This is a genomic window from Brakhagea baltica (assembly GCF_052161605.1).
GTDB lineage: Bacteria > Planctomycetota > Planctomycetia > Pirellulales > Pirellulaceae > JBKCUI01.
Genome location: NZ_CP197409.1, coordinates 5,300,953 through 5,315,754, shown reverse-complemented (window position 1 = coordinate 5,315,754; position 14,802 = coordinate 5,300,953). Strand labels below are relative to the sequence as shown.

General features: G+C 50.9%; 20 protein-coding genes. 5 read left to right on the top strand and 15 right to left on the bottom strand.

Features of this window, described 5'->3' with window-relative positions; genetic code table 11:
• The first annotated feature begins 218 nt into the window (after positions 1-218).
• The 3 genes from SH449x_RS20550 to SH449x_RS20540 are packed head-to-tail and all read left to right on the top strand — an operon-like array spanning position 219 to position 1,374.
• Positions 219-584: a hypothetical protein gene (locus SH449x_RS20550; RefSeq protein ID WP_482377952.1), complete on the top strand. Its 366-nt coding sequence runs from the start codon at positions 219-221 to the stop codon at positions 582-584.
• The gene (locus tag SH449x_RS20545; protein WP_482377951.1) at positions 581-1,078 is read left to right on the top strand and encodes an HAD family hydrolase; all 498 of its coding nucleotides are present in this window, start codon (positions 581-583) and stop codon (positions 1,076-1,078) included. Before SH449x_RS20550 ends, SH449x_RS20545 begins: the two co-directional genes overlap by 4 nt.
• A 2-nt stretch (positions 1,079-1,080) precedes the next feature.
• The gene (locus tag SH449x_RS20540) at positions 1,081-1,374 is read left to right on the top strand and encodes a helix-turn-helix domain-containing protein (protein WP_482377950.1); all 294 of its coding nucleotides are present in this window, start codon (positions 1,081-1,083) and stop codon (positions 1,372-1,374) included.
• Between the two features lie 147 nt (positions 1,375-1,521).
• Here the strand turns inward: SH449x_RS20540 and SH449x_RS20535 are convergent, their stop codons facing one another.
• The 11 genes from SH449x_RS20535 to SH449x_RS20485 form a co-directional block, all read right to left on the bottom strand.
• Positions 1,522-2,286, bottom strand: a complete 765-nt coding sequence (locus tag SH449x_RS20535) for a PEP_CTERM-anchored TLD domain-containing protein (protein WP_482377949.1) — start codon at positions 2,284-2,286, stop codon at positions 1,522-1,524.
• A gap of 188 nt (positions 2,287-2,474) precedes the next feature.
• Entirely contained in the window at positions 2,475-2,741 is a 267-nt protein-coding gene (locus SH449x_RS20530) for a helix-turn-helix domain-containing protein (RefSeq protein ID WP_482377948.1), read from the bottom strand.
• Positions 2,741-4,267: a terminase large subunit domain-containing protein gene (locus SH449x_RS20525; protein ID WP_482377947.1), complete on the bottom strand. Its 1,527-nt coding sequence runs from the start codon at positions 4,265-4,267 to the stop codon at positions 2,741-2,743. The genes SH449x_RS20530 and SH449x_RS20525 overlap by 1 nt, the downstream gene beginning before the upstream one ends.
• Positions 4,264-4,707: a hypothetical protein gene (locus tag SH449x_RS20520; RefSeq protein ID WP_482377946.1), complete on the bottom strand. Its 444-nt coding sequence runs from the start codon at positions 4,705-4,707 to the stop codon at positions 4,264-4,266. The genes SH449x_RS20525 and SH449x_RS20520 overlap by 4 nt, the downstream gene beginning before the upstream one ends.
• Entirely contained in the window at positions 4,707-6,233 is a 1,527-nt protein-coding gene (locus SH449x_RS20515) for a hypothetical protein (RefSeq protein WP_482377945.1), read from the bottom strand. Before SH449x_RS20515 ends, SH449x_RS20520 begins: the two co-directional genes overlap by 1 nt.
• A 173-nt stretch (positions 6,234-6,406) precedes the next feature.
• Entirely contained in the window at positions 6,407-6,772 is a 366-nt protein-coding gene (locus SH449x_RS20510) for a hypothetical protein (protein WP_482377944.1), read from the bottom strand.
• Positions 6,756-7,079 (bottom strand): hypothetical protein, encoded by a 324-nt coding sequence (locus tag SH449x_RS20505; RefSeq protein WP_482377943.1) that lies wholly within the window; start codon positions 7,077-7,079, stop codon positions 6,756-6,758. Before SH449x_RS20505 ends, SH449x_RS20510 begins: the two co-directional genes overlap by 17 nt.
• A 51-nt stretch (positions 7,080-7,130) precedes the next feature.
• Complete coding sequence (locus SH449x_RS20500; protein WP_482377942.1) at positions 7,131-8,057, bottom strand: trypsin-like peptidase domain-containing protein; 927 nt, start codon at positions 8,055-8,057, stop codon at positions 7,131-7,133.
• 43 nt (positions 8,058-8,100) lie between these two features.
• Positions 8,101-8,571 carry a hypothetical protein gene (locus tag SH449x_RS20495; protein ID WP_482377941.1) on the bottom strand — a complete coding sequence of 157 codons (471 nt, stop codon included), beginning with the start codon at positions 8,569-8,571 and terminating at the stop codon, positions 8,101-8,103.
• The gene (locus SH449x_RS20490) at positions 8,568-8,804 is read right to left on the bottom strand and encodes a hypothetical protein (RefSeq protein ID WP_482377940.1); all 237 of its coding nucleotides are present in this window, start codon (positions 8,802-8,804) and stop codon (positions 8,568-8,570) included. Before SH449x_RS20490 ends, SH449x_RS20495 begins: the two co-directional genes overlap by 4 nt.
• 75 nt (positions 8,805-8,879) lie before the next feature.
• Positions 8,880-9,086, bottom strand: a complete 207-nt coding sequence (locus tag SH449x_RS20485; protein ID WP_482377939.1) for a helix-turn-helix transcriptional regulator — start codon at positions 9,084-9,086, stop codon at positions 8,880-8,882.
• Between the two features lie 291 nt (positions 9,087-9,377).
• On the opposite strand from SH449x_RS20485, the gene SH449x_RS20480 reads away from it, so the two are divergent.
• Together SH449x_RS20480 and SH449x_RS20475 are read left to right on the top strand one after the other, a co-directional pair.
• Positions 9,378-10,304: a NotI family restriction endonuclease gene (locus SH449x_RS20480; protein WP_482377938.1), complete on the top strand. Its 927-nt coding sequence runs from the start codon at positions 9,378-9,380 to the stop codon at positions 10,302-10,304.
• A 4-nt stretch (positions 10,305-10,308) separates the two neighbouring features.
• Positions 10,309-11,205, top strand: coding sequence for a DNA adenine methylase (locus SH449x_RS20475; protein ID WP_482377937.1), 897 nt, complete (start codon positions 10,309-10,311; stop codon positions 11,203-11,205).
• Positions 11,206-11,430: 225 nt separating this feature from the next.
• Here the strand turns inward: SH449x_RS20475 and SH449x_RS20470 are convergent, their stop codons facing one another.
• From SH449x_RS20470 to SH449x_RS20455, 4 genes are read right to left on the bottom strand one after another with little or no spacing between them, the layout of a single operon-like run.
• Positions 11,431-11,673: a hypothetical protein gene (locus SH449x_RS20470; RefSeq protein WP_482377936.1), complete on the bottom strand. Its 243-nt coding sequence runs from the start codon at positions 11,671-11,673 to the stop codon at positions 11,431-11,433.
• Between the two features lie 5 nt (positions 11,674-11,678).
• The gene (locus SH449x_RS20465; RefSeq protein WP_482377935.1) at positions 11,679-12,158 is read right to left on the bottom strand and encodes a hypothetical protein; all 480 of its coding nucleotides are present in this window, start codon (positions 12,156-12,158) and stop codon (positions 11,679-11,681) included.
• The gene (locus tag SH449x_RS20460) at positions 12,155-12,937 is read right to left on the bottom strand and encodes a hypothetical protein (protein ID WP_482377934.1); all 783 of its coding nucleotides are present in this window, start codon (positions 12,935-12,937) and stop codon (positions 12,155-12,157) included. Before SH449x_RS20460 ends, SH449x_RS20465 begins: the two co-directional genes overlap by 4 nt.
• The gene (locus SH449x_RS20455; RefSeq protein WP_482377933.1) at positions 12,930-14,747 is read right to left on the bottom strand and encodes a DUF5131 family protein; all 1,818 of its coding nucleotides are present in this window, start codon (positions 14,745-14,747) and stop codon (positions 12,930-12,932) included. Before SH449x_RS20455 ends, SH449x_RS20460 begins: the two co-directional genes overlap by 8 nt.
• Positions 14,748-14,802: the final 55 nt, after the last annotated feature.

Genomic DNA, 14,802 nt, shown 5'->3' with positions numbered 1-14,802 from the left:
TCGTTGTTGCGCTATTGCTTTAGTTGCGCAACGACGAATAATGATTATGTGGGTTGAGGGTTGCTTGAGAGCGAACCTTGCCCCGGTCTCTTTGCGAGGTGCGATTCGGGGGACTTAAAACTGCGAACTGAGCACCTGCCCACTGGCTTGGGCAAAATCGGAGTCATGAATCCGGAGGCCTTTTTCTCTGAGATATTCAATAACCGAAAGGAAAGATCATGGCATACATGAATCAAGAAAAGAAGAGTAGACTTGCTCCAGCAATCAAAGCGGTACTTAAGAAGTACAAAGCTAAAGGGAGCATTTCCGTTCAACATCATTCGACTCTGATTGTTACCATTTCTGAGTCGCCGTTTGAATTCGAAAGCGACTACATCCAGGTGAATCATTACTCCATCGATCGAGAGTACAGCGGCGAACTAGCAAGCTTTCTGAAGGAGCTGCGAGACGCAATGATGGAGGGCAATCACGACAACAGTGATTCGATGACTGACTATTTCGATGTGGGCTGGTATGTTTCCATTAACTTTGGAAGATGGGACAAGCCCTATCGAAAGGCAATTCATGAAAAGGTGGCAGCGTGATTCACATTGATATGGACGGTTTAGTTGCGGATTTCGAGAACGGAATCCGCAGACTGTACGGGAAAGATTTCGAATCGCTCAGCCGATCCGAGCAAGATACGTTCTGGAACTCGGATTGTCCCGCTCATCGATTCTTTGCGAACCTGGAGCCGATTCCCGAAAGGATTGCCCTGGTGAATGGGCTCATCAAAGCCGGTGTGAGGTTTACCTTCATGACCTCGACCGGTGGCGGGAAAATGCACCTCAACATTGCCAAGCAAAAGCTCGACTTTCTGAGCTCGTTGGGATTGGCGGAGTATCCGGTGGCGTTTTGCTTGAATACCGCCTCGAAAGCTTGGTTTGCATCGAAAGACGCCATTTTGATCGATGATCGCCAAAAGGTGGTCGATGCCTGGGAAAAGGCTGGTGGAATGGCTTATTTGTTCACCCGGGATAACTGGGAGAGCTTGCTCAACATGTTGCTTCAATGCTGCAACGATGATAGCATGCGTTGATTATGACAGATCCGAATCGAGCAGACCGCGTGGGCAAAGATGCCCCTTGGCCGAAAGGCAAACCACGTAGGGAACCAGACCCTCGTTGGAACAAGCTGCGCAAGAAAGCAAACGAAGCGCTCGAGACGGTTGATCGAAATTACGCTGCCGGTACGAACTACCGCTCGGGGGCTTACATCGCTGAGCTGTGTGGTGTGAATCGCGGGACGGTCTCGAGATGGCTCGCTGGAACGTCGTACCCACCAAAGGAATCGATCGATGTGATCGAACAGTGGTTAAGTGAGTTGGAGGAGTAACGCTCTAGTCCGCACTTCGTTCTGACGCTCCAGAATCCGATTCCTTGAAGAGATCATCGCAAATTTGGTTAACGATTACTTGGATGATCACGCGTACCCACGCCGCGACTAGTTGGCAGCGTGGATATCGCATATTCAAGAAACGTTCTAACGTTTACGCCGCATACGTTTTACCGCAAATCCGACCGCACCTAATCCAAAAAGAGCAAATGTTGCTGGCTCAGGGACGGCCGCGGGTGAGCCTGCCGATATGGTATATACCTCAATTCTTCCAACTTGAAAACCACCAACATAATATGCAGATTGAGTCGTCGATATGATTGAGTCCGTTTGCGATGTCGTTCCATTTGCAGAGTAGCTGCGAGAATTGGTATACCCAGTAGTTAGACTGCTGTCCGTATGGATGTCGAACCCACCTCCAAAATTGGGTCCAAAGGAAGAAAGGTTGTAAGTTTGGGCCGAGCCGGTCCAGTTAGTGTTCTGAATAAATCGTTCTTGCGATGTTAAGTTGAAAATGAATGCGTCGCGTAGAGAATCAGGAGAAATGTTGTAGCTCCCATTTGAGTTCCATGACTGTGGATTGTAGCCACCTATGACTTGGGTGCTTATTTGTTGCACAATACCACTGGTTTGACTGTAAGTTGTATAATTTCCGCCGAGTACCTCAATAAGTGTTATTGTTCTCCCTTTTCCGTCCGCTGCTGCATGAAAGTTAGCTCCGGTATTCCCTGCTTGCTTCGTAAAGATGTTGGTCAACGTAATGGGGCCTTCTCCAAGCCACGTTTGTACCTGATCCGCATAGGACTGAGTCATCAGCCCTCCGCCTCCCACAACAAATGCCGCTCGCGCGTCGAGCGAAATCATGGCTGCAAGCATAACGGACAATCCAAAACACATACAAATCTTATTCATCGGGCACCTCAAAAGCCTGTTATTTATAAAGACTGGAGCATAACTTCGCCCAGTCACCAGGGGCACTAGAACAGACGTCGTCTTCAAAGTCCAGCTAATTTTCTTGAATTCCAGAAAGCATGCCAATTAATTTTGACCTTAGCTATTTCACGTGTCGGTTAAGGATTCCGCGAAAAGAGGGCGGTATCCTACCCCTCAACCAGCTCCAGCGCCTTCTCCAGCGCCCCATCATCCTCGCCGAACCTCGTCACCTCCAGCCATTGCACCAACTGGGATTTGCGAATCTTCCGCATCCCGTTGGGCATGGTGACCGACGGCAAGCATCCGTCGACCACCCATCGTCCAATCGTTTGAGGCGATCGGCCCAAAGCATCGGCTACCGTCGACAAATGGAGAAAGGGATCATCTTTGTCGGTGTTCAGATCCGTCAGTTCGGCTCGCTGTGATTTACTCATTATCTCACCTTTTTCGCTGGAAGAGGTCCGCCCCACGTACCCGTGGAGATCTTGCTAACGTAAGTCGCATAACTCGTCGTATCAATTAAATCGGCCTCATCCTCGGGATCTCCGGTCCATCCTCGGAACTCCGACAATAAAGGCTTCAACCAGTACTCATTCTCAGCGTCCAAAACGGGAATGAATATCTTGCCCTGCTCGAAACGCGAAAGCATTCCAGAAGCGATGGCTCGCTCTAGTTTGGCTCCTTCGCCATGGTCACCCATCCCAGGCAACACGGGACCAATCAACTCCGATTGACACGAACGAATTTCCAGGATTAACGCGGCACCGAAGTGAGCATTTTCGACGTACGCTTTCTGGACGTTCCAAGATCCTAATGTCTCGTCGATTTCGACTTTCAACAAGCCCCAATCGACCTGCTTGCGCCAAACGTATTGCAGGAACATAAACTCGCTCAAGATCACTTGCCGATTGTCCTGAGCGATCGCCCATCGCTGGCAAATGTCCCATATCTGACAAACGGACCAAGAAGGCTTCTTTCCTCGCTTCTTCGCCGCAATCTCCTTCGACGTCCCCGCCGTGTCGATGGTCGCAATCCTCCGAGTCACCGCGAACGGCATCTGGTAGAGTCGACGTTGAAACGAGAACTCGAAACAGTTGTTCTTGATGTGGTAGTAGCGGATCCAAGACTCATCAATCTTGGAGCCCTCGGCCACTTTCCAGTTCCCTCCGAGGAGTCGATCGCGTTCAATCTTCGACAGACTGAGCAAACGAGCCCGATAGCCTGGATCCTTCTTGGTCAGTGCGGGATTGTCATCCAGCGAAGCGGAAATAAACGTCACGCTCAGGATGTCATCGGCTTGATAGTCTGGGAATAGCTCGAGCAGCTCCTCCTTCGTATCGGCCCAGTGGAGTTTCTCCTCCGCATCGCGGATGAAGTAGCGTAGTACTCCGCTCCGCTCTGGAATCGCCAAACCGGTCTTGTCGTCGATCCACCATGCAAGAAAATCGGCTAACCACCCTGGTTCAGGATTGCACGTCGCGCGAACGTAGGGACGGATCCCGCATGTGGAGCGGTTTCTCGAGAGCATGTAGAAGAACTGAGTCTCGGTAAAGTGCGTGAGCTCATCGAATCCCAGATATGCGAATTGATGCCCCTGGTATTCGTATTTGGTCTTCTCATGCTGCAAGTGCAGAAACGAGATGTTCGCACCGCTTGGGAACGTCGCGTCGAGCTCCTGCCCTTCTCGCATCCGAGCCCCGAGAGCTCGATACATCTCTTGGCATTCGTCCCAAACGCCCCCTTGCCCTTTGAGCTGAGGATACGTGCGACGAAAGATCCCACCGCGGAATCCAGCGTTGTGAACGCGTCTTAGGGGTTCGTGAACCAGGAACCAGCTCTTTCCACCTCCGGCCTGTCCGCCATAGATCAGAATGTCAGCTTTGCTTTTGAAGGCCTCAAGCTGCGGTCCGGCCTGCGGTTCGATGCGTTTAACGGGTGGCTTTTGTGGAGCGGCGATCATGGTGCATAGCGAACATCGACCTTGCCGGATGCGATCCGAGTCTTATTGGGAAGTGAACGCAAACCGAACCGATATTGAGTGGCCTTCTCGGTTAGCTCCGCCGTGGGAACGAAGGCAACCGCATTTTCGGAAACGACAAGTTCCGATTGTGGGTATTCAACCACAAAGCTTCGATCAGTACTTTCGATCCGCAAAAGTAGCTCGAGAGCCTCGATGTTCACGGGATTGTGATTGGCATCGAATACGTTGATCGTTACCGGTTGCGTCTCCCCAACGAACAACTCGATCACTCCATCGATCGCCCGTCGATCGACCGAGCTCAAAACGGGTAGGACTACAATTCCATCCTTTGTGGCAATTATCTGATTGAGAAGCTCTAAAATGGATTCTTGATTATCCAGGGTCGCGCCCCCACCAAAGACAATTCGAAATGCCCCCATTAAGGTATATCTCCAATGCTGATATCGTCGTAATTAGCACCGGTTCCCGCATTGACCCATCTGCCTGCTATACCTGCGCGGGTACCTTCCTTAATTGCGGTTTGTGTCGTCTGGCTGGCGGAAATCGTCGACTGTGTTGCTGATATAGATGAATTAATGCGAGCCTCAATTTGAGTCGGGTCATTAGTAAATGCCGCCAGTGTTGCTTTAGCAATCGACGTAGCATCAGGGTACTTATCGTAGTACTTGCTTTGTCCAGTAAGAAAGTCAACAACGATTTTTGCTTTCAAATAATCCCCGAACTGTGTCAAGTGAATAGCGTCGGGTGACCAGGGGTTAATTGCGGCAGTGTACCCTTCGTCGAACATCGCTCGGGCGACGTTGAAAAAGGCGACATTATCTGTATCCTCTGCAATGTTGAAGTAACGGGCTGCAATTCCCGAAATTATGCTCGTGTAGTTAACAGACGGCCAATTCTCCCGCATGTAGGGGGCTTCTAACACAATTAGATGATTCGGATCACCCAACATTGTCCTCCATGCAGCGATGAAGTTGCGAGTGTTCTGTTCGATTTGGTCCAAAGTGTTACCTGAATAGTCATTCACTCCTCCGGCCAACCTAGTGATGTGCCAAGGCCCCATTAATGCAAATGCGGCAGAGGCACTTCCAAAATCAGTCACAGGACTGCTTGTTGTGCCAGCAATTGCTGAGAGCCAATCGTTCCACCTCGAACCACCTACCGCAAACGAGGTATAGCTCACGCCACGGCTCAAAGTCGAATGTCGATATCGCATCCCCCACACGTGTCCATCAGCTACGGTTTCCGTATTGCTTGAGTTGCGACCTAAGACTTTGAATTGAGCGTATGGAGCACTAGCGTTATACGCTAGTGCCGGGGATGTCCATTTCAAAACGCTGGTATTATCTGAGTTCAGATTCAAGCCTGAAGAGGCACCGCTAGACGCAGTGGCAGCAAAAATAGCTTGCGTAGTAGTTGTAGTCGGATTGTAAATCCACCCGATTTCTGAGGGTCCTGAAGTATTCTTCTTCAACAGAACATCGCAGACTAAATCGTTTCTATTTGGGTCGAATTGCAGTACACCATTCTCATTCACGTGAGCAGGAGTATCTGCTCTACTTATGCCCCAAGGCAGCAATTGTACTAAAGGCGAATGCTGACTAGTGTGAGTACGGGCGTAAGGATAACGTGGGGGGAGCAAATTACTAACTACTACTGCGCCACCCGTATAGGGGTGCAAAGAGTTTTGGCAGTATGCTTGCACGGTTGAAGATGAGCCAACAGAGTAGGCATGGTGTATAAAGGGCAGCTCACTTGGCGGCCCAAATACATCGAACAAAAGCCTGTTGATTTGATGTTGGCTGTGCTTCCCGCCCGATGAGACTTGAAAGTCCTCTCGCGAATCGCCGAAACACGCAATTCGTCTGTGCGTAAACATTGAGCTGGCCAACATCCCGAGCACTTTCGAGAAGTCACCGCCGATGTATGGAGTTGTAAGGAAGCTCATTATGTCAATTCTTTCGCGGTTTTGATGAAATTCCAGTTAGCCGATTGAGGTAATAAAAGAACGGGTTGTTAATGAGTTGCGATACAGAAGACTGATGGAGCCCGACCATTGAAGAAGAATTTCGTATATTGCTCCAAATCCTATTTCGACTCCATCTGTCCGTATCCCTGGAATCATTCTTCAGGCCTCGCTTCCCGGCCATCATCGGGAAAATACAAAACGACCTGGCCAGTCGTCTCGATCTTGCCTTCGAACTTCACCTCGCGACCGAATCCGCGATCTTTGCCTTTGCGTTCCAGCCACCAAGCAGCCGCTTTCCAGTTCTCGCTTACCTTTCTCTGCAAGCACATCTGCGCGAGATCGGTAGTTTTGAAGTCCGCTTCATCGAACGCCTCCTTGATCCAGTCGATCGAGTCACGATACTTGGCTACGGTTTTCCGATCCAATCCGAGCTTCTGAGCAACAACGGTAACCATCCCGCCCGCTTCGGAGATCGCTTTGAGCCAGGCCTCTTTGTCATCATCAGGATTGATCGCCATCACTCTTCGCTTTCGATTCGGTGTCGATTGGAAAAACCTTTCCCAGCAACCAACGAAGGATTGCGTCCTGCTCTTTTCCTAGGATCCCAAGAAGCGCCGAAGCGCCAATCCAAAAAGCATGATTACCAGGGCCGACGTTGGAATAAGTACTCCAAACAGCAATGATCCCAAAACTGCAGAAGCCACTAGTTGCCCCGCCAGACAGATAGACCCAAATGTTGTTATTGAGATCGTCACGTAATCCGCGACACACGGACGCTGCACAGGACACGATCCAAATAAGTAAGTAAAAAAGGACTTCATGCACGCTTCCCTCAGTTTCTGTTCCATTAACTCATCTAAAAGGTTGAAATGTGCCCTACAATCCAAACGTCCCACTTCCACCGCCGCCGATAAAACCTCCTCCATCCTTGTCGGGTTTCGCCCCGAATCGCTTCGCACGCTCAATCAGGAACTCGGCTTCCTTCTTCAACCGCTCCGCTGATTCCAGAAACGCCTTAACGATCTCGGGATTCTTTGGATCATCCGGATCTACGTTTCCACCATCGCCGTCGCCATCTCCCTCATCGAGCTCAGCCCAGATCGGTAACGTGGTGATGTTCGTCTCAGAAAAGAATCCGTTCTCGACATCTTCAGCACGTTCACAGAGTTCGATCAGTCCCTCAGGCCTTTCATAGCCGATCGCAGCTTGCTTACAGTACTGTAGCCAAATGGATCGAGTGGTTTGACCAGCTCCGTCGCCGCCCCATGACCAAGTCAGCAACCCTTTCTGAAGATGATCAACGAACGAATGCACAGCGGATCCCGATTGACCTCCGATGCTGTTCGGTTGCCATCTCCAAACCGTCCCACCGTGGCTGAATTGCCTCGTGATCAGTCGTTGAAAGAACGGACCTTGGCATCGAGGATACCCGCCGGTGTAATGCTCTCCAGCAACGATCTTGTTCGACAGTTTGACCGCTGGCAGATCGACCAGGGAATCGAGCTCCAACACCGCCCAGTCCATCATGATCTTGTCCGAGTAGGCAGCCATGATGATCCGAGAACCGAAAACGCGGTTCTCCAGGAAGGGAAACTGGCAATTGACCCGCTTGCCTATTGTTGTTCCCGCCACGTGCGCGTTCGTGAGAACCAGGCTCTTTCCGTTCCTGGATCCAACGATAGAACCCGAACCACAGACGTTGCCCACCGAGACCTTGCAACAGCTTCTGGAGCTCGGTCCAAGCGGACTGCGGCTATAGTTTGCTTCCTCGTAATCGGCAAGTATTGGGGCTGCGGTTTCCATGGTGGATCTGATTCCCGTTGGACGTCAAGTAAAGAAAAATGCGTTAACCGCCAAAGGCCTTGATGAGCAGCAACACGAGAGGAACGAGCTTTTCCAGGAAGGTTGCTAAGCCTTCCCAGTTGATCGTTTCCCGCACAATCTCGCCGTTCTCATCGACCTCGAACGGCCCATCCTCGCCTGAGGCAGCCATTTGCAAGACGGCAAGATCTTCGACTTTTTGCCGAAAGGCAGGCGACAACATTGCGACTTTGATTCGCAATAACTGAAGCCGCGTTATGTCCCCCTTGCGTTGGGCAGCTGTCGCAGCTTTGACCAACTCGACCGAGATCTCGGATCGAGCCGTCTCGATCGGCACGTCCGAAGACTTTTGCACCGAGGCCTTGGGTGGCTGGGAGACGGCAAGAGCCGTCTTGACATCCGGCGTAGTCTTGAGCCCGAACTGAGCTTGCGTTATCGCAGGGCACAGCAAAAAAAAAGCAGCTAGACCAAGGGAAAGCATCCTGAGTCGGATCACAATTCATCTCCTTCGAGTTGGGTAAGGCACGTCAATGCCGTGGGTTTTACGATCCCCTTCTCCAACCAATCCGTGCGGAGTCGTTCGCAGAATGCGATCAAGCTCGATGGTTCACAGCTCGCTTCGAAGACTCTCGAGTCTTCTCGAACGATCGCTTGAAACTCCTCGAGAGAACTCGATTGCTCAAACGCATCGGCCGCGATTCTGTGGGCTAGTAGCTGATTTGTGGACATACACGCGAGTGGAAAAGAGGGTCTGGTTCCTAAGAACGGATCTTAAAACCATACCAGCAGCCTCGCGCAGGAAGATCAGGTAGCTAGGGACTTGTCCGACTCTGTCCGATTTTGGAATTTTTGGAAAATTTCCGAACGGGACCAGAGGCACTTTCGCTTGAGCTGGATCACCGGTTCGGGCATCCAGCCCAGTTGCTTCCATCGCAGGATGGTCCGTACGGATACCCCAAGCAAGATCGCCGTTTGCTTCGTGTCGACCAGTAAATCTCTTGTTCGCTCCATGATTACCTCGGTACAGCCATGCTTTTGGGCGATCAATCCCCGTCTCAGATTATGCCATACGGCTAATTTCGCTCAAACCGGGATAAGTGCCTCGATAATCATTATCCCGGTTTGACGCCAAATGGGTCAAAATTGTTGACATTACGGGGACAACACCCCACAGTAACGAATTTTCTAGTACAAAAGCCGGGATAATTACAAGTTCGTTGCAAAAGCGGTGTGTCAATCCCCGTTTTCGGCCCTTTTTAATAGCGAGTGACCTTCGCAGAGCTATTTGGTACACTCATGCTTATGGCTAAGAACGCACCCAAACCAAAGACAACGCAACCTCCGGTTTTGCCCCTCCACCCTCTAGCAGAGGTATTCGGGTTTCCGTGCAACAACCATTCGGAAATCGCTACGCGACACCGATTGAACAGACTTTGCCCATTCAACAACAAAGTACCCAACTGCACAAAAGACAAGGCAAACGACCCACTTGGGACCTGCTCCGTATTCCATGACGGGAAGACGGTAATTACTTGCCCCATCCGGTTTCGTCAGGAGTGGGCGATTGCAACTGATGCTGCAAGCTTCTTTTTCAAGCCAAATGCGACTTGGACTTCCCTGACGGAAGTCAGATTGCGAGATAAAAACGACGGTTCCGCCGGAAACATAGATGTTGTTCTTGTCGCATATGACGACCGAGGGAAGATAACGGATTTCGGTGCCTTGGAGGTCCAGGCGGTCTACATTTCCGGCAATGTGCGTCGACCATTTGAACGCTTCATGGAATCACCTGAATTAAACGCCAATATGAATTGGCGAACCGAAGTAAATTACCCGCATCCAGACTTCCTTTCGTCTTCTCGAAAACGACTTGCGCCACAGTTGCTTTACAAGGGAGGCATTATTCATGCTTGGGGAAAGAAGTCGGCTGTCGCCCTTGATTCGCATTTCTTCGCAACACTTCCCATCCTGAAAGAAGTCCCTGCAACCAAAGCCGAAATGGCATGGTTGATCTATGATCTCGTACACGACAAAGCATCAAATTCATACCGCTTGCAACGAACTCGGACCGTCTACACAGGATTCGAATCTGCGCTTATCACGCTTACGAAATCTGAACCGGGAAACATAAACGAGTTTATCGCTGTACTACAAGACAAACTCGACGAAAAACTAGAGGACAATAACCCACCAGACGCGCCAACTCTCGATCAAATCGTGGATGGATAGGTCAATGACAACAAGGAAGATTGTAAACGTTGCGTCTGTTCCGAAGAGAAGCCCCTTTCGTTACCCGGGTGGGAAGACTTGGCTTGTCCCGTTGGCAAGAAAATGGTGGAAGAGTCTTGATCGAAAACCGGAGCTGCTCATCGAACCATTTGCTGGTGGCGGCATAATTGGGCTTACTGCTGCATTTGAGGATTTCGCAGATCACGTGATTCTTGTTGAAAAAGACCCTGATGTTGTTGCAGTTTGGAAGTGCGTCTGTTCAGACCTTTATCCAATTCTCCGTAATCGAATATTGTCATTCGAGGTGACAGAGCAGAATGTTCGCCAGACCCTTGCGGATGACTCGCAATGCATCGAGGAAATTGCTTTTCGTACGATAATCAAAAACCGAATGTTCCATGGTGGTATTCTTGCTCCTGGCGCGAGCTTAATGAAATCCGGCGAAAACGGGAAAGGGCTGAAATCTCGCTGGTACGCAAAAACGCTAGCCGATCGAATTACGGCCATCGGGGAGATTCGTCACCGATTCACCGTGATTGAAGGGGATGCAATCGACGTAGTTACCGCACACAAGAACACTCCAAACACAGTTTTCTTCATCGACCCACCCTACACCGCATCAGGTAAAAAGGCAGGTTCGCGACTGTATCGTCATTGCGATTTGGATCATCCCGCCTTGTTTGAACTGGCAGCGACATTAAAAGGTGAATTTTTGATGACGTATGACGATGCTGAAGGTGTTCGTGAACTTGCGATGCGTTCAAAATTTGACATGGAATTGGTTGCGATGAAGAATACCCATCATGCAAAAATGACGGAACTTTTGATTGGACGCAATCTGGCTTGGTCTCGACAAGATTCAAGCTCGCATCGACAATTTGAATTCAACTTTGACGCCTAAAGGCTCGAATACGGCAACGAACAAAGAAAAGCACGCGAGTTGTGGGTCGCGTGCTTCCTGATGGTAGGTCAATTGGCCGCAACCGCGTGATTTCAGTCGTTCCTGTACTTGAACCTCGGCGGCTTCCTACATCAGGTTTGATGAGAATTCTTTATCGAACCGCTTCCGTTCGCTGCATACGAAGCCACGCTCTAGCAGCTCCGTTTCGAAAGGTCAGCTGTGCGGTTACCGCTTCATGGTGATAGTGAACTGCTCGGTTACAACACGAAACTCCTGCTCGCCTGAGGTACCAAAGGTTTCGAGCTCTATTCGTTCTGCCGCTTCGATTGCCTCGATCAATCGCCCTTGTTTGGCAAGTACTTGAGCAGGGTGAAACGCTGGATGATTTGGCTTGTGCCACTTCTCCGTAACGCCATTGATGTTTGTGCGTGTTTGAACCGTGTGGTTCGTTTCTCTGTGTTGCATCATCGTTCTCAGCCTGCCTTTTTCTGCCCCACTTTTCCCAACGCTTCCCGCTCCAGCCGCATAATCTCTCGATCGCGTTCCGATTCCGAAATTGTACCATTGCACCACTGCCCGTGCACTCGCATCACATCTGCGAGAAACGGCCCGAGGATCGGATCGTACTGGAACGTTGATTGCCCGCGTTTATGTGTCCGCTGGAACTCGTTTCGAACGTCATACCGCTTGGCTTCCGATCGGTCACGCATGACCACGGCGCGGAGGTGCAAAACGAAGTGTTCCTTCTCGTAGCCCGTAGGTACGGGCAGAGCTCCCGACGTCCACCGGCTCAAAACTCCAAATCCTTCGTCTAGCGTGATCTGCTCCAGAGTCTTGGCCCAAACAGCCTTGGTCGCCTCGACGTTGGGAGACGCCGTTTTAAGCCATTGGTGAACACCTGGGAAAGCCACGAACACGGCATCCAAAAATTCGATCGCTTCGTCTCTGGTCATCTCGCACCCCCGAACATTTTCGCTACCAACTCCTCGCCCTTCGCCTTGCCGGATTTCGGATCCTGGGGGCTGGCTCTGGCTCGGTTGTGATCGCCGCTCGTGATGAGATTCTTGGCCCTTCGCAGAATCGAGAACTCGATCGCTTTGACTTGCTCAGGCTCGTTGTCCGGGAAGCATCGGCCCAGCTCCATCAGGGCAGCCTCCTCCGAGGTCGGAGTCAGTGGGGTGAAGTTTTCTCGCTGGTGAGATCGCCATCGCTTCCAAGCCGTCTGAAAGCTTTTGCTCTTCCCCTCGAGTGGTGTGTGAGCGGGCGCAGATCCCTCTCCCTCTCCCTGGTCCTCTCCTTGGTCCTTGGTCCTTGGTCCTTGGTCGGCGCGCGCACGCGAGGGTATCGAGGCTTCGCGAACATTCTCGAGGCTTCGCGAATCTTCGCGAGGAGTAGACGAATTAGGCCCAGGAAGCTTAGAAACACTGGGTTTATCGATCTTTTGATGCTCTCGCCAATTCGCAATTTCGACGTAAGACGCTCGGTCATCTGCGACGTAGCGAACTATACATTTTTCTTCTTCTAGCTCCTTTAACCACCCGTCGATAAGGCTCGGCGCGTCGTCGTCGTACGGGAAGAGAAGGCTCGCGAGCATTCGCGAATTTCCGCGAAGCCTCCCCGAATCGTCGGCGATCGTCCACATAAGCACAAAACAGAGTCGTGCATCGCGGCTGATTCGGCCCATGGATTCCGACTGCGGGAACTCCGGTTTGATTGTGCGAATCCTAGCCATGGTTTGGCACCTCGTTCCATTCTCGCCCATCGAGCAATCGTCCTGCGGCTTTCTTGCCGACACGATGCATCCACTGGTAGCCAGTTGCTTCAAGCCCTAAACGGTGATACTGGGATAACGCAAATTCGTTGACTACCTCGCTCTTGTCAGATGGGCATTCCGCTCGATTTTGCAAGCAGATTGAACCATTGCGAAGCATCGACAAGCCAGCGACTTTGCCGTGACGCCACTGATTGGGACCTGTGGCATAATTGCATGACGCGTATGGATGCCACTCACCCCACTGCTTAAAGTGAAACGCAACTCCCGCCGCTTGGCATTGATCGCGAAGTGATCGAGCCCAATCAGGGTGCATTGGTCTTGCGTCTCGCCCTGACTCGCCTCCTGTTATGATCCAATCGATTTGAGGAGTTGAGCCAAACGCCAGTCGTCCGGCCTCTAAAAGTCTCGACCCTGGATTGTCTTTTATTACCTCATCCTCTGGGCACCCAAGCCACTGCCATAAATCGACCTTGCCTAACAACGGCTCGCAACTCAGAAACAAAACCGGCGATAGATCCCGGCAGTCAAGCAAGTGCGGTATCCGTTTGTTCGCTTGCTCTTGGTTTTCGACGGTCGTGCCTAAGAAAACATTGCTTCTGTGTGGCAAATGATGCTTCCATTGCTTGCCACTTAAAATGTTATAGATCTGGGTTGTCGAAACATCGTACTTCAAAGCTAAGCAACTAGGAGTTTCGCCCATCCTCGCTTCGCTCTTGATTTGGTCGACTTGAATCTGAGACAACTTGCTATATCGTCGGTGCGTTCCATGCCTCTTGCTATCATCCCAATTTCTGCTTTGCGAGCCCCATTCAAGATTGTCTATACGATTGTTCCTCGGGTTTCCATCCAGGTGCCTACCTTGATCTGTTGGCGATGATGGACCTGAGAACATAGTCAACACGAGTCGATGTATTAAAAACCTTGACGATTCACCGTCGTTATAAAGAGTTACTCTTGTGTGCCCGTCCTCGCCTATATCGCCATTCAAAGGCTTTGCCTCGCACTCAAATTTATCTGCAATTCCTTTAGATCGGCAATAATGCGACGCTTGGCGGCACTTTTGTCCGCAGTATCTCTTTTGCGTAATTCCTGAAATGCTTTCACCACAGAAACAGCAATGGTTAGACCCTCGGAGCGAGTACACGATTCCGAGATTGGAAATTTCGTAGTCTGGAAAACCTGTGATCTGAACTCGAACTTCTTCCAATAACTGTCGATCTGATCTGGTAGCAATGTTCGGCCACATTCGCAGGATATTCTCTGGCCTCTTTGTCAACAACAAATAATCCAGATTTGGCGTAGCGTCGATCAACGCGAACAACCGCCGCCGAACATCGTCCATCGTCAAGTAGCGAAGTATCGCCGTTTCCGGTGTTAGCCTCTTGAACTCACCGGCAACTGCTATTTCACCATTGTCGTGATTGATCCAAAGTTGTTCTCCCTTGCTGTTGACTATCGGCCCTTTCCAATCTTCGAACACATCGGCAAGACTCGCGCAAAAGACGCGGGGACGGCGTAGAGTCGGGCCGTGATTCTCCCAAATCTCTTGACAGTGCAATTCGTACTCCCGGTTCCATTTGATCGGTTCCCGCCACATAGCTTCCGATGCTAACACCCGAGTTCCATTCGGCCCCCAGATACCGAGAGTTTTAGGGTTACGCTTGCTGAGTTCGGCTGCATAACAGTGGGCGCAACCTTCGCTGATCTTGGTGCATCCCCGAATATGGTTGAACGTATGCGTTGCCCATTCTATCTTCGTATCTTTCATAGTGACCTTCCGTTTCTCGGTCCGTTATTCCTGCAATTTCCTGAAAGCGGCGTTG

Excerpts from the sequence above, each read along its gene's own strand:
- SH449x_RS20490 (WP_482377940.1), bottom strand. The coding sequence starts at position 8,804 with ATGTCCACAAATCAGCTACTAGCCCACAGAATCGCGGCCGATGCGTTT.
- SH449x_RS20550 (WP_482377952.1), top strand. The coding sequence starts at position 219 with ATGGCATACATGAATCAAGAAAAGAAGAGTAGACTTGCTCCAGCAATC.
- SH449x_RS20485 (WP_482377939.1), bottom strand. The coding sequence starts at position 9,086 with ATGGAGCGAACAAGAGATTTACTGGTCGACACGAAGCAAACGGCGATC.
- SH449x_RS20540 (WP_482377950.1), top strand. The coding sequence starts at position 1,081 with ATGACAGATCCGAATCGAGCAGACCGCGTGGGCAAAGATGCCCCTTGG.
- SH449x_RS20460 (WP_482377934.1), bottom strand. The coding sequence starts at position 12,937 with ATGGCTAGGATTCGCACAATCAAACCGGAGTTCCCGCAGTCGGAATCC.
- SH449x_RS20480 (WP_482377938.1), top strand. The coding sequence starts at position 9,378 with ATGGCTAAGAACGCACCCAAACCAAAGACAACGCAACCTCCGGTTTTG.
- SH449x_RS20510 (WP_482377944.1), bottom strand. The coding sequence starts at position 6,772 with ATGGCGATCAATCCTGATGATGACAAAGAGGCCTGGCTCAAAGCGATC.
- SH449x_RS20535 (WP_482377949.1), bottom strand. The coding sequence starts at position 2,286 with ATGAATAAGATTTGTATGTGTTTTGGATTGTCCGTTATGCTTGCAGCC.
- SH449x_RS20520 (WP_482377946.1), bottom strand. The coding sequence starts at position 4,707 with ATGGGGGCATTTCGAATTGTCTTTGGTGGGGGCGCGACCCTGGATAAT.
- SH449x_RS20465 (WP_482377935.1), bottom strand. The coding sequence starts at position 12,158 with ATGACCAGAGACGAAGCGATCGAATTTTTGGATGCCGTGTTCGTGGCT.
- SH449x_RS20475 (WP_482377937.1), top strand. The coding sequence starts at position 10,309 with ATGACAACAAGGAAGATTGTAAACGTTGCGTCTGTTCCGAAGAGAAGC.
- SH449x_RS20530 (WP_482377948.1), bottom strand. The coding sequence starts at position 2,741 with ATGAGTAAATCACAGCGAGCCGAACTGACGGATCTGAACACCGACAAA.
- SH449x_RS20455 (WP_482377933.1), bottom strand. The coding sequence starts at position 14,747 with ATGAAAGATACGAAGATAGAATGGGCAACGCATACGTTCAACCATATT.
- SH449x_RS20525 (WP_482377947.1), bottom strand. The coding sequence starts at position 4,267 with ATGATCGCCGCTCCACAAAAGCCACCCGTTAAACGCATCGAACCGCAG.
- SH449x_RS20515 (WP_482377945.1), bottom strand. The coding sequence starts at position 6,233 with ATGAGCTTCCTTACAACTCCATACATCGGCGGTGACTTCTCGAAAGTG.
- SH449x_RS20470 (WP_482377936.1), bottom strand. The coding sequence starts at position 11,673 with ATGATGCAACACAGAGAAACGAACCACACGGTTCAAACACGCACAAAC.
- SH449x_RS20500 (WP_482377942.1), bottom strand. The coding sequence starts at position 8,057 with ATGGAAACCGCAGCCCCAATACTTGCCGATTACGAGGAAGCAAACTAT.